This is a genomic window from Virgibacillus dakarensis (assembly GCF_900155625.1).
In the GTDB taxonomy this organism is placed as follows: Bacteria; Bacillota; Bacilli; order Bacillales; family Amphibacillaceae; genus Lentibacillus_C; species Lentibacillus_C populi.
On record NZ_LT732554.1, the window covers coordinates 1,597,478 to 1,610,936 of the forward strand.

General features: G+C 38.7%; 12 protein-coding genes, 1 pseudogene and 1 riboswitch. Of the genes and pseudogenes, 12 read left to right on the plus strand and 1 reads right to left on the minus strand.

Translation table 11 applies throughout. From position 1 onward, the window contains the following. Positions 1-1,277: 1,277 nt before the first annotated feature. From CZ382_RS17385 to CZ382_RS17430, 9 genes and pseudogenes are all read left to right on the plus strand, one after another. Positions 1,278-1,532 (plus strand): DeoR/GlpR family DNA-binding transcription regulator, encoded by a 255-nt coding sequence (locus CZ382_RS17385; RefSeq protein ID WP_235000469.1) that lies wholly within the window; start codon positions 1,278-1,280, stop codon positions 1,530-1,532. Between the two features lie 842 nt (positions 1,533-2,374). Beyond that, complete coding sequence (locus tag CZ382_RS17395; RefSeq protein WP_088053527.1) at positions 2,375-3,964, plus strand: L-lactate permease; 1,590 nt, start codon at positions 2,375-2,377, stop codon at positions 3,962-3,964. 103 nt (positions 3,965-4,067) lie between these two features. Further along, positions 4,068-4,781: a FadR/GntR family transcriptional regulator gene (locus CZ382_RS17400; RefSeq protein WP_088052455.1), complete on the plus strand. Its 714-nt coding sequence runs from the start codon at positions 4,068-4,070 to the stop codon at positions 4,779-4,781. Positions 4,782-4,862: 81 nt separating this feature from the next. Further along, a complete protein-coding gene (locus CZ382_RS17405) occupies positions 4,863-5,579 on the plus strand; it encodes a (Fe-S)-binding protein (protein ID WP_088052456.1) in 717 nt (238 codons plus the stop codon). Positions 5,580-5,620: 41 nt separating this feature from the next. Continuing rightward, the gene (locus CZ382_RS17410) at positions 5,621-7,027 is read left to right on the plus strand and encodes a LutB/LldF family L-lactate oxidation iron-sulfur protein (RefSeq protein WP_088052457.1); all 1,407 of its coding nucleotides are present in this window, start codon (positions 5,621-5,623) and stop codon (positions 7,025-7,027) included. A 17-nt stretch (positions 7,028-7,044) separates the two neighbouring features. Further along, positions 7,045-7,755: a LutC/YkgG family protein gene (locus tag CZ382_RS17415; protein WP_088052458.1), complete on the plus strand. Its 711-nt coding sequence runs from the start codon at positions 7,045-7,047 to the stop codon at positions 7,753-7,755. A 287-nt stretch (positions 7,756-8,042) separates the two neighbouring features. Further along, on the plus strand, positions 8,043-8,420 hold the full coding sequence (locus CZ382_RS17420) for a DUF4879 domain-containing protein (RefSeq protein WP_159457827.1): 378 nt from the start codon (positions 8,043-8,045) through the stop codon (positions 8,418-8,420). A gap of 209 nt (positions 8,421-8,629) precedes the next feature. Beyond that, positions 8,630-9,112, plus strand: coding sequence for a hypothetical protein (locus tag CZ382_RS23820; protein WP_088052460.1), 483 nt, complete (start codon positions 8,630-8,632; stop codon positions 9,110-9,112). Positions 9,113-9,288: 176 nt separating this feature from the next. Then, positions 9,289-9,876: pseudogene (locus tag CZ382_RS17430) on the plus strand (RNA-guided endonuclease InsQ/TnpB family protein); the annotation flags it as partial. 137 nt (positions 9,877-10,013) lie between these two features. Here the strand turns inward: CZ382_RS17430 and CZ382_RS17435 are convergent. After that, positions 10,014-10,406 (minus strand): hypothetical protein, encoded by a 393-nt coding sequence (locus CZ382_RS17435; RefSeq protein WP_088052461.1) that lies wholly within the window; start codon positions 10,404-10,406, stop codon positions 10,014-10,016. Between the two features lie 217 nt (positions 10,407-10,623). Between CZ382_RS17435 and CZ382_RS17440 the strand changes: the two genes are divergently transcribed. The 3 genes from CZ382_RS17440 to CZ382_RS17450 all read left to right on the plus strand — a co-directional run bounded on the left by CZ382_RS17440 (position 10,624) and on the right by CZ382_RS17450 (position 13,224). Then, positions 10,624-10,959 carry a hypothetical protein gene (locus tag CZ382_RS17440; RefSeq protein WP_230856084.1) on the plus strand — a complete coding sequence of 112 codons (336 nt, stop codon included), beginning with the start codon at positions 10,624-10,626 and terminating at the stop codon, positions 10,957-10,959. Positions 10,960-11,090: 131 nt separating this feature from the next. Then, positions 11,091-11,387 carry a helix-turn-helix domain-containing protein gene (locus CZ382_RS17445; RefSeq protein WP_088052462.1) on the plus strand — a complete coding sequence of 99 codons (297 nt, stop codon included), beginning with the start codon at positions 11,091-11,093 and terminating at the stop codon, positions 11,385-11,387. Positions 11,388-11,821: 434 nt separating this feature from the next. After that, positions 11,822-11,925: riboswitch (SAM riboswitch) on the plus strand. Positions 11,926-12,114: 189 nt separating this feature from the next. Next, a complete protein-coding gene (locus tag CZ382_RS17450; RefSeq protein WP_088052463.1) occupies positions 12,115-13,224 on the plus strand; it encodes a 5-methyltetrahydropteroyltriglutamate--homocysteine S-methyltransferase in 1,110 nt (369 codons plus the stop codon). The last annotated feature ends 235 nt before the right edge of the window (positions 13,225-13,459 follow it).

Below are 13,459 nucleotides of genomic sequence, written 5' to 3' on the forward strand. Positions count from 1 at the left end.
AACAACGATTTCTTTTTTCTGGCTATTTGTTTAAGTTCAGCTGTTAACACTTTAAAACTTAAAAATTCCGTTACTCAAAGGAAGTTTTTCACCACCGAAAGTTGAGATAACAAATTATACTAATAAGAGGATGATTTATGATGGGACAAATTAAAATTATGGTCGGAAATGATTCTATACATTGAGAAATGAGGAGTTAACAAAATGCTGCCTTGAAAGACAAGGAAGGGAGTTACAGTTTCTTAACTCAAGTTTCGGACATAATAAATAGACATCAACACTTGGTGTTAAAGGAATGCAAACTTATCTATTATGAAGCTACACCGGTATTAAGTAACGGTTTTCGTAAAAAGTCAGGCAAATTGCTAAAAAGCGGATCAAAAAATTCATTGGTTTGCTCGTCAGTAAGAAGATATCTTCGGCCATGGTTGAACCTATTAATTTTAATATGGTCATCAACGCTTGAGCAAAACGGATATTTTCCATTTCATCACAGCATACATAGAAGAGTTAACCAAGGGATCTGGGATCTTCTTCTTCCCGAACACTAAGGGATAACATCATATCACTAACCCATTAAACGAACCTATTGTTGCGACGGAGTTTGCCAAGAATAATAAAGAAAAAAAAGATGATGAATCGCAGGGTGATCACGTTATACCAGCTGGAAGTTCTATTAAAAAACGTATTAATTGAATGCTATATTTCAGGTGTTAATTTGTTACAACAATATGTTTATTGTACGAATGATTTGAATGAAAAGTTTTTGGTGTTCGAAGGTAATAAACCTTTTCCCGGCAGGTAGAAACAATTTCATCCAAAATCTTTGTATAGCTTTTGTATCTAGTGGATGAATGTACTCCTTAAATACATTTTTTATGGTATTATTGTCCATGTTAGCTCCTTATAGTTAGGGATTTGGACTGGACTACCATACCCTAATTATAAGGCTTTTTTAATGGTTTTTAAAAGCTAAATTGCCATTATTCCCAAATTTCACGTAAAGTATATTTCCTGACTTTTTTGTTTTATTTTCCTGTGAGAAAAAATAGAGATACGAAAATGCCACAAAACTGTGGATATATTACAACAGCTAAATAAAAGCGTAAAACTTAAAATTCAGATGATGGATGAGGAACTACCTTTATAGCCCCTTTATCCTTTTTTCTCCGATTCATGCAAAAAAAATAAAACTGAATATTCTTTACGATGAATAAATGTAAATAAATTACAAATCAAAGTGTTTCACTAAATCTATTATTTTTTATGCAACGCTAGTGATATCATGTAAAGGCCTTCATGTAGAGCGCGGCATTAGTGAATCAAATGAACAACAGGCGCTAATTAAGAAAAAGATGATTGAAATTGCAGATACGGTTTACGTTATGGTCGATTACAGTAAATTTGGTGTACAGGCTTTTTCGCGGCTTAGTGGTATAGAATCGATTGACCATATTATTACAAATAGTAATGTTGATGATAAGGTGATCAGCCAATTAAATGATAAATCCATGCACTTGATTAGAGTCTAAACGAGAAGGGTTCCATTGATGAAAAATCAACATCCAAGGAAAGTGGAAACAGGAATCATTCGTTTTGCCGTCATTGGCTTGGCTCAGATCATATTTATAGAATGTACAATGGACAAATAGAAGCCGGCGGAGATTTAACGTATGTTTATGATCCAGATACCAAAAAGGTAAAGAAATTTTATAAGGTCTACACAAGTTTTACACCAGTATCATCAGAAAAGGAAATTCTTGAAAATCAGGAAATAAAACTGGTAGCAAATGCCATAGTTCCTTCATTTCGCGGAACGCTAAGCTTAAGGTTTTGGATAGCGGTGAACACTACTTTGCGGCTTGCTTTTGCAAAAAAAGAGAAAGTAAAAAAACAGTAGCAAAAGCAAAGGAACTAGCTTAGTATGGGGTATATATTATAGTGAAAGACTGCACGCAGAAAGTGCCATATTTACGGGACAGCTTATTGAACAGGGAGCAGTTGACAAGGGTGTACAGGTAATTGGGACTGGTCCGTACCGGGCAAATGTAGGAAGTAGGCCTAATTGGTTTTTCGACCCCAGCTTATTTTGGCGGCATCCTTTGTGAAATTAGCAGTCATCAAATTGAAGAAACTTTCACCTTTGATAGAATTGATTCGCTTAAAATGACTAAGAAAGGTGGAGTTTCTTAAGCCCCACATAAACATGACACATCTTAAACTCAAAAATCCAATTGACAAAATTAAAAATTAACTATAAAGTATAACATAAGTCATCAGATGACCTGAAAACCATATTATAGGAGCTGTTTTATTATAAATGAAACCGCCTTTATATGTTGTGTGATCATTAAACGAGGGGGAGTTTTTGGAAATGTTTCTGCTTGTAGCATTAAGTGCAGTTATTGCACCTTTCATTTTCTTGGTTATTTTCAGAATGACTGCTGTTAAGGGAATGTTCCTGAGCGCTATTATTGTTATTGCCCTAGCTTTGTTTGTATGGGGAATGGGGGGAACAATTGTCATTGCTTCTATTTTACAAGGAATACATAAGGCATTAACCATCTTATTAATTTTATTTGGAGCTATTGTGCTTTTGAATACATTACGACACACCGGGGCAGTTGATCGTATAAATCAAGGGTTTCGTAGTATATCTAGTGATATGCGTGTACAAGTTATTATTGTAGCGTTTTTATTTGGTGCATTAATTGAGGGGGCCGCCGGTTTTGGTACTCCCGCCGCAGTCACAGGGCCTTTAATGGTTGCGTTAGGTTTTAATCCTATAGCCGCAGCTACCTTAGCGTTGATTGCTGATAGCTCGTCTGTACCTTTTGGGGCAGTTGGTACACCTGTTCAAATTGGTTTAAGCAATATCCAGGGAGCGGATTTGGCGTTTTTTAATGAAATTGGCGTAAAAATCACGATGATAGATTTATTTGCCGGGACTTTTGTGCCATTTGTTTTAGTGGCGATTTTAACCTTTTTCTTTGGAAAGAAAAAGGGGCAATCTGGTGTGCTTTCGATGCTGCCATGGACCCTCCTGATCGGAATTACATATACAGGATCGGCACTTTTGTTTGCGGTTGTGGTTGGACAAGAGTTTGTATCAATTCTGGCATCTCTAACTGGGCTTTTTGTGGCAACATTAACAGCGAAGAAAAAATTTCTATTGCCTAAGGTTCAATGGAAAGACGCATTGCAGGCTGATTTTAAGATAAATGATAGGAAAATAGATATGAGTATTATGAAAGCGTGGTCACCTTATGTGATAGTAGTAGGATTGCTGTTAATTACTAGAATTGTAGATCCTGTCAAAGATTTTACCCTTTCTTATCTCAATTTAACATGGAACAACATTCTTGGTATGAAGGGAGTTACATCGGAGTGGGAAGTGTTATATTCTCCCGGCACAGTGTTAATTCTAGCAGCAGTATTTGCTATTCTTATCCAGCGTAAATCATTTTCTAACTTTGCTAAAGCCTCCAAAGACTCTCTTGGTTCTATTAAGAGTGCTGGTTTAGCTTTATTTTCTACACTCGCGTTGGTTCAGGTTTTTACTAACTCAGGAATGAATATGAATGATTTAATCAGTATGCCACAATATATAGCTGAGTCATTAGCAGTAACCTTTGGGACAGCCTGGGTATTTGTAGCACCATTCTTAGGTGAACTCGGTGCATTTATAACGGGGAGTGCAACAGTTTCTACATTAACTTTTTCACCGATCCAAAGCAATATTGCAAATCAGACAGGGGTCAGTGAAAGCGTTATATTGGCATTGCAAGTAATTGGTAGCGCTGCCGGAAATATGATTTGTGTCCATAATGTCGTCGCTGCTTCAACCGTTGTTGGCTTGGCTGGGAAAGAAGGAGATATTATCCGTAAGACCTTAATTCCGGCTATATTATACGGAGTTTTTGCTGGAATAGGTGGATTTATCTTACTTAGCATAATAGGATAGTTATTTTTAAATTCATAAGATTAAGATGCTGTATTCTCCTTTCTTATTCCTTTCATTTGCAGTAAACTGGTAGGAAAGGAAAACGTGAGGTGGAAGACATACGTTGAAAGTTAATCCGATTAAAACTAGAAAAATATATGAAGAAGTTTCTGATTCGTTAATCGAACTGTTAAAAACCGGGCAGCTTCACCCCGGTGATAAATTAAATTCAGTTGAACAACTCGCGAAGGATTATGATGTTAGTCGTTCGGCGATCCGTGAAGCATTAAGCGGTTTGCGGGCTATGGGTTTAGTGGAAATGCGGCAAGGGGAGGGGACATATATTACCCAATTTGATGCCTCCCAGTTCTCACTTCCTGTAGCAACTGCACTGCTTATGAAGCGCGATGACATCAAAGACTTATCGGAAGTACGAAAGATTCTTGAAGTGGGGTCGGCCTCCTCGGCTGCTATCAGCCATTGTGAAGAAGATTTGCTTCCAATGAGAGAGGCGTTACAGGCAATGAAAGATGCCAAGGGGAAAGGTGAACTGGGGGAAAAGGCCGATTTAGATTTTCACTTGGCAATAGCTAATGCTACCCATAACCAAATGCTCATCAGTTTAATGAGCAGTGTATCAGATATTATGGTTGAATCGATGCGGGAAACACGAAGATTAATCTTGTATTCTGAGGAAAGAAGTATTCAACTATTTAAAGAGCATCAACGTATTTTTGATGCGATCGAAGCGAGAGATGCTGACGATGCTCAAAAGGCAATGCTCGATCATTTAATAGAAGTAGACCGAGTTTTAGCAAAATATATAGAGAAGAAATAATAGGTTTACGAATGACAAGATTAATTCATTTGGGATAATCGTCTGATGACCTGTTTTTTAATGTTTATGGAGGTGAACGTATTGAAAGTATCCTTTTTCATCACCTGCATGTGCGACATCATCACCCCAGAAGTGGGAAAACATGCAGTAGAACTATTAGAAAGATTAGGTTGCGAGGTAGATTTTCCAGTAGCACAAACCTGCTGCGGACAGCCGGCATTTAACAGTGGCTATCTGGAGGATGCAAAGGAGTCTATGAAACAAATGATGCGGGCTTTTAAAGATTCCGAGTATGTTGTTGGTCCATCCGGATCTTGTGTCGGTATGCTCCGAGAATATCCGAAAGTTTTCAAAGATGATCCAGAATGGGAACAGCCTGCCAAGGAACTTGCGGCAAAAGCGTATGAACTGACACAATTTATTGTTGACGTTCTTGATGTGGAGGATGTTGGTGCTCGCTTCCATGGCAGGGTTACCTACCATCCATCTTGCCATATGACAAGAATTCTCGGTGTAAAGGAAGCACCATTAAAACTATTGAAGAATGTCAAGGATTTAAACCTGATTGAGCTGCCAATTAAAGAAGATTGCTGCGGATTTGGTGGAACCTTTGCAGTGAAAAACTCGATTATTTCAGGGGAAATGGTTAAAGAAAAATCGAAACATGTTTCCGAGACAAGGGCTGAGTACCTGGTCGGCGGGGATATGGCATGTTTGCTGAACATTGGTGGGAGGATGCAGCGGGAAGGCAAGTATGTTGAAATCAAACATATTGTAGAGATCTTAAATTCCCATTAACGGATCAAGTTAGAAGCCAAAATGAACGGAGGGGAAATGACATGGGTATAAAAATAAGTTATAAACCCTACAATGAACGAGTCAAAGAAGGCGTGGATAATAGTTTCATGCAACAGGCCGTTGCTTCGGCACAGGGACGATTTCGCAGCGGCAGACAAAATCGTGCAGATGAACTTGGTGACTGGGAGGACTGGCGTACATTAGGTGAAGAAATCCGCACCCATACATTGCAAAATATTGATTACTATTTGCAGGAACTTAGTGAAAACGTTGTGAAACGGGGCGGCAATGTTTTCTTTGCGGAAACGAAAGAAGAAGCAAATGCCTATATCCAAGAGGTTGTCCGGAAAAAGAACGCCAAAAAAGTAGTCAAATCGAAGTCGATGGTGACAGAAGAAATCGGGATGAATGAGGCAATTGAAGCCGCCGGAGCCGAAATTGTGGAATCCGATCTAGGCGAGTGGATTTTACAGCTGGATAATGACCCGCCGTCCCATATTGTTGCACCATCAATACATAAAAACAAAGAACAGATTCAGAAAACCTTTGCTGAGAAAAAAGGATATACTGGAACGGATAAACCGGAAGAGCTTGGCCTATTTGCCCGCGAGCAGTTGCGCGAAGAGTTCTTGGATGCTGACATTGGCATTACTGGCTGTAACTTTGCCGTTGCCGAGTCTGGTGCCGTCACATTTGTTACCAATGAAGGAAATGCACGGATGGTTACAAGCCTGCCAGATACGCAAATTACGGTTATGGGACTGGAACGGGTTGTACCGACATGGGAGGAATTAGATGTCCTTGTCAGTCTCTTGACGCGCGCAGCTGTCGGACAAAAATTGACCAGTTATGTTACTTCCATTACGGGTACGCGGCTCGAAGGGGAAACGGATGGACCTGAGGAATACCATTTAGTCATTGTAGACAACGGTCGTTCAAAAATATTAGGTTCGGAATTCCAATCTGCGCTTCACTGTATTCGCTGTGCAGCATGTATCAATGTTTGTCCCGTATATCGTCATGTAGGCGGTTATGCGTATGGCTCGATTTATCCGGGCCCAATTGGAGCGGTACTCACACCACTGCTTGATGGGTACGAAGACCATAAAGAATTGCCATACGCATCATCACTATGTGGCGCCTGTACGGAGGTTTGTCCAGTGAAAATACCGCTTCATGAACAGCTGATACGTCATCGACAAATTATTGTGGAAGATGAAGGAATGTCACCTGTTTCCGAACGAATTGCGATGAAAGGATTCGCCAAATGGGGGGCAAGTCCTGCCGCCTATAAAATGAGTGCGGCGGCTGCCCGTCCTGCGTTAAAACCTTTCTCAAGACACGAAACGATTAAAAATGGCCCAGGACCATTAAAGGATTGGACAGTGAACCGTGATTTTCCTCTACCTGCTAAACAGACTTTTCGTTCCTGGTTTCAAAAACGGTAAAAAGGAGGAGAGGCAAAATGACGATTAAAAATCGTGATTCTTTCTTGGATAATCTAGCGGGGCAGCTTGGACGCAAGCGGAATACGAAAGGTGTTGAGCGCCCAAAATGGAGTATCAATCCACAACATCGTGTCTTAAAAGATGCCACACAAGATGAACTAGTAGAAGTTTTAGAAACACAATGTAAAGAAATTCATACCGATTTTATAAGTACAGACAAAAAAGGGTTGGCTGATGCTTTAGAGGAATTTATCGATAAATACCATGGAAAGTCCATTGTTTCCGCTGGTGGTCCGAGGATAAATGAATTTGGATTAGCTCAGCTTTATGAAAAGATGGCTGCTGATGGAAAGGACATTCATCTCTGGGATGAGGAAAAGGGAGAGGAAAACAAGGTATTTGCCGAACATGCCGATATTGGAATAACCTTCAGTGATATCACCCTGGCAGAGTCAGGAACAGTGACGCTGTTTAACGATAAATACAATGGGCGTTCCATTAGCCTATTGCCACAATCCTATATTGCTATTATTCCGAAAAGCACGATTGTACCAAGAATGACCCAAGCGACGGAAAAAATCCATCAGCAACATCAGAACGGACAGCTTGTTTCATCCTGCGTTTCGTTTGTAACAGGTCCGAGTAATAGTGCGGATATTGAGATGAAATTAATTGTCGGTGTCCATGGACCGGTGGCTGCGAGTTATGTGGTAGTGGAGGACGCGTGAATTTGTAGAGATGTGTTTTGTTATTATGATTAGAGGGACATTACTCCAGTGTCCCTTTTAGATTTGTCAATTTCTTATATTTGGTATTGTAGCCTTCCAATAATGATCCCGTGAAACTACAAGATTAATGAAGTTGCAATTCGGATAAGGATAATTCAGAGTAAAAATAATTTATGAAAACAATGTTTTTCCCCTAAATATTTTTATAAATATTCCGATATAGTAAATATATTCTAATAGAGAGTGAATTTTGATTCTATTAGAACAAAAAAATAAGTATGAAGAAAATGATTACAGTAGTAAGGGTAGTGTTAACAGTCTTTCTGGCGGTAGGAACAGCTTCAGCATCTTTAAAAGAAGAATCTATTGATTTGCAGAAGGATTTGCTTAAGGAACAAGCTCTACAGTCTTTTCAAGAGGAATATCCTGATGCACAATTTATTAATGTAGACGAAGCGGAAGGAGAATCGGCAGAAACTATGACACCTTTTCAAGGAGCTGCTTCTCCTTTAACTTCTTTGAGGGTATATGCCGCTATTTCTACTAAATATCCACAATATGAATATTTTGCATTGAATCAACTAACATCTACTGCAGACCATGGTGGAGAAGAAATGTATATTGTTACAAGAGAAATTGGTTATAGTAAATTAAGGATAGCATAAATGGGTGGCGAGGATATACCTATGATTATGACTGAAGACATTGATTTTGAATGGTGATAGAATTGTTGACGGAACTTTTAGATGGTGGGACGCCAGTGGATATGAGGAAAGTAGATTTACTTACCAAGCTACCTCTATCAATGATCCTTGGAATACAATGAACGCTTGGGTGAATATTAGATAACAAGAAGTTTATAGGAGAATATAATATGAATATCAATCACATTACTTCAATGCCATCACATGCGTTATCTGCTAAGTCAGCAATAAGAAACACAGAAACTGAAGACCAATTTAGCAAAGAAGTGGAGAAAACGCAAAATACGTCCTTAATGGAGAAAGATACATCAAATATATGGGAAGAACTTTCTAAAAAATATGATGTAACCAATGCTACCTTTGATGAACTTAAAGAGATTAGTATGTCGTTATATGAATACGGTGAAATTTCTTTTAAGGAACATGCTATCTTAACTTTTGATTTTGACAGAGGAGCAGAATCATTAAAAGAGGAGATATCTGGATTATCCCCTAATTTTACTATGTATGCCACACAAGCTGATGCATCTGGAAAAAGAAATTGGATAGAAGAATTTCAAGCAAGAGCAGATAGAGCATTCGGATACGGTAATTTAATTGGACACCATACGAATCTAAGTTTAGCAGGAATTTTACAGAGATTAGAACGTTAAAGTGCTGAATTAAGGTATTTAAATGATAAGAAAAGTAGATAAACGGTATGTAATAAATTCTTTTAACGTACTTTCGAAAGAAGTCTCCCTCTTCAAGCGTGTGAAGGGCGTAGCCCAACGGTAAGGGGGAGATGAATTTCGGTTGAGTGACAGCCCAAAGGCTTTTTTTGCCTTTTTTGTTCAATAAGGAAATTGAAAGCGTTGTTGGATTAGATTTTGCGATGGATGGGCTATTTGTCGATAGTGAGGGTGAGAAAGCCAATTACCCTAAGTTCTATCGACAAATGCTTGAAAAATTAGCAAAAGAACAACGTAAACTTTCTCGTAAAAAGAAAGGGTCTTCGAACTGGAATAAACAACGCATTCAGGTAGCTAAAATTCAAGAGAAAGTTGCCAATCAACGCAAGAATTTTCTTCACCATCAATCAAAAAAATTAGCAACTAAATATGATGCCGTTGTGATGGAAGATTTAGACATGAAAGGGATGTCACAAGCTCTAAGGTTTGGCAAAAGTGTCGCTGATAATGGTTGGGGAATGTTCACCTCTTTCTTACAATATAAACTACAAGAACAAGGGAAACAACTTATCAAAATTGACAAATGGTTCCCATCCACCAAAACTTGTTCAAATTGTGGTTCAGTAAAAGAAGTCAAGTTATCTGAACGTACCTACCAATGTACTTGTGGTCTAAGTATCAACAGGGATTATAATTCAGCACTCAATATCAAAAAAGAAGGCATTCGCTTATTAGCAAGTGTCTAATAAAAATTTAAACTTTTGGAACAAGAGGGTTAGCTTGGTCCATTTCGTCAGCTACCAAAAGTGGCGATTACCCAAGAAGCCCCCACTTCAAGCAACCCGTAACGGTGGTAAGTGGTGGGAGTAGTTCACTTAAATGACTACACTTCCTTAACCGAAATCGCCGCGGTAAAAGTCGTACTTCTGCATCCCTCAAGATCATTCTCATCCAATAACCCCAAGCTAATAGCTGAACTTATCTTTTCCTTGTCCGGTATTTTCACGACTTTAATCAAATCATTCAGCTTTAACTCCTCTAAGCGGTTAACGGTAATTTCATCATTGAATTTTTCCTTTTTGCGGATTTGCCGTTGGAGTTTGTAACCGCCATCTTTTATTTCCCCTTTTTCATCGGAGCCCACTTGCTGATCAAAATAAGTGTGAAACAGGTTCTTTAGCTGGTTCATTTCCTGTTCGATTTCTTTCTTTTTCTTGTTAAGATCATAATATTTGGCCAATGTTTCCCCAGTAATAAACGAATCATGCTCGATCATGATACCACTCCCTATAAAAAGCACTTGATAGTGAATCTTATTGCGGAAGGTGAGGGATTATTACTCGTATTTTTGGTAATTGTTACAGTGTCGGAGTATATCAATCAAAGTTATGTTAGAAAACTCCTCCTGCCCTTCAAAACTTTTTATAGAAAATATTGAATGTTGATGGCATAAATGCTATCATATTGGTAATAATATAATAAAGGATAAAAAAATGAGTGAATCCGGTAAATTTAAAATAATATACGAAGGAAATGTAAGTGAATTTGAAAAGCAAATTTTATACAATTCGGATCAAGAAGTTATAAAGGGTAAGCCTGGGGGTTGGTGCCAATTGGCAGATGTTTATGCACGGCAACTTGCCATAATTAGTCACAATCCTTATCCAGAGGAACTTGACGGGGGAAAATCAATGGATGACGAAACACCTCCATCTGTAAACATATTTATAAAAACACCATATATGGGAACCTTTATAGGTGGGGTATACAAGGCGGATGGGCTGGGAATCATCGGATTATTTATACGATCCATAATTATCATAAGGTAATCATGCTTTATTACTTTGACAAGCAATACAATGGCTTAATTAAGCGAAGGGATATCGTTCCTGCTGAATTAACATATGAGAAATATTGTGCTTTAGATCCGAATCTTTATTAAGTGTAAGGAGGTCTTAAAATGAGCGACTTTTTTAAAAAGTACTCTGAAATCCGTGGAGAAAATCATGTGCAAACCCTGCAACTGGAAGGACGTATAGCGGTACAAATTAAAACAATACGTAAAAGCCTAAACTTGTCTCAGCAAGGTCTTGCGGATTTGGCAGGTGTCCCCAAATCCACAATAGGGAGAATTGAAGCTGGTTTAACTAGCCCTAGGGTGGAAACATTATTGCAACTATCCAGAGCTTTGGATACCCCCTTTATTATCGATGGAACTAATAACAGTGACAACCACAATTTATATATACAGGTATAGTATAGGATGAACTTCACTCCGATCATAATTAATAAAAAACGAAGCAAAGCACCAATTTTGCTTCGTTCCCTATTTAATCACCGATCACGCAAAGCCTCATTTAACATATCCGGATCATTCGTAAACTATTCCGGTCACGCCCCAGTCCAATAACTCTTTCATACCTTCTCTGGTATTTACCGTATTGGGGTGATAAGTAAGTTATGCTAACGAGCTTTGTGCACATACATCCTAGTCAATCTTCTTACGGCTTATATCAATTCCCACTGTGTATTGTTCAATTTGGCTCCATTCTAAAACGGTAATTGTTACAGGTCTATAAGTACGAAATTAAGGATGCATAATTCAAGGTAAAAATAAAACTTTTATTTTTTTCTTGACATTCAGAACAGATAGATGTAATTTAAATAATAACAATTTCAATATGCAATTTTTTCTTATCCAGAGAGGTGGAGGGACTGGCCCTTTGAAGCCTCGGCAACAGACTCGAGAAAGAGTACTGTGCCAATTCCAGAAGCGTAATGCTTGAAGATAAGAGGAGCGAATAGCTATGGTAACGAAACCTCTTCTTATTTCAGGAAGGGGGTTTTTTGATTGTCAATACAAAGGCCCCTCGTAATCTAGCAGGGAATGAGAGGTGTTGCGGGGAGTATCAAAACCAATTTTGCTGCAATCATGTTGTTCGTTAAACCAGGAACATAAAAAAAGAGGAAAGAGGGAATAGAATATGTCTATTACATTAACGAAAGCACCATTTAAAGCTGATCATGTCGGAAGCTTGCTCCGTCCAGAAAATTTGCATCTGGCAAGAAAGGAATTCAAGGAAGGAAACATCTCTGTTGAACAACTACGTGAGGTAGAAACAAAGGAAATCAAGCGGATCGTTGACAAGCAGATTGAAGTCGGCTTGAAAGCTGTAACCGATGGCGAGTTCAGACGCAGATTCTGGCATACGGATTTCCTGGAACATTTAAACGGCGTAGAAGGCTATGTTCCTGAAACGGGCTACATTTTTCATGGCAATGAGGAAACAGAAAGGTACAATGTTCGAAACACAGGAAAGATTTCGTTCAATCCAGATCACCCGTTTATCAAAGACTTTATCCTGTTTAATGAAATTGTAGGAGGCCGTGCAGTTGCCAAGCAAACAATCCCGAGCCCTAACCAATTATTTAACGAAGGCATCCGCGCTGAAACTATCTATCCGGACATCGAGGAATATGCAGATGATATTATCCAAACCTACCGGGATGCGATAAAGGCATTTTATGAAGCTGGTGTACGATACTTGCAGTTTGATGATGTTTATATTGCCGGACTTTCTTCACCAAACATTCCGTTCAACGACGGTAAATACTCCAGAGATCAGCTAATTGATTTGGCACTGCGAGTTGTTAACAGCGTGTTGGAAGGAAAACCAGTAGATTTGCATGTGACAACCCATCTATGTCGTGGAAACTACCGATCTAACTGGGCATTTGCCGGAAGTTATGAACTTATTGCCCCAACACTATTTGCCAAAGAAAACGTAAATGGATTCTTCCTGGAATATGACGATGATCGTTCAGGTGATTTTAAACCATTGGAATATATTCCAAACGGAGGGGCTCAAGTCGTACTTGGACTTGTCACATCCAAATTTGGTGAGTTGGAAGACAAAGAAAAAATTAAGGCGCGGATTAAGGAAGCTTCGCAATATGTACCGCTCGAGCAATTAGCCCTGAGCCCACAATGTGGATTTGCTTCTACCCATCATGGAAATAAATTGACAGAAGAGGAACAGTGGGAGAAGCTGAAATTTATTGCCGATATTGCGAATGAAGTTTGGGGATTTTGACATTTTGCCAAGTCGACTAAAGACTAAGAAAGCAATACCAGATTTGTCAGCAAAAAATTTTATTCAGAGGAATTGGGTTGGCAGCCGGGTTATGGCCTTAAACCTAAACTTGGTGAGCGTTGAAATGTCCAAAGATAAGAAGATTTTCATTAGGAACTTCCTATTAGGAGGTTCCGTTTTTTATTTTAAACACGAGAGCTAAGAAATGAAGGATAGATATGCTGCCAAAATGTAA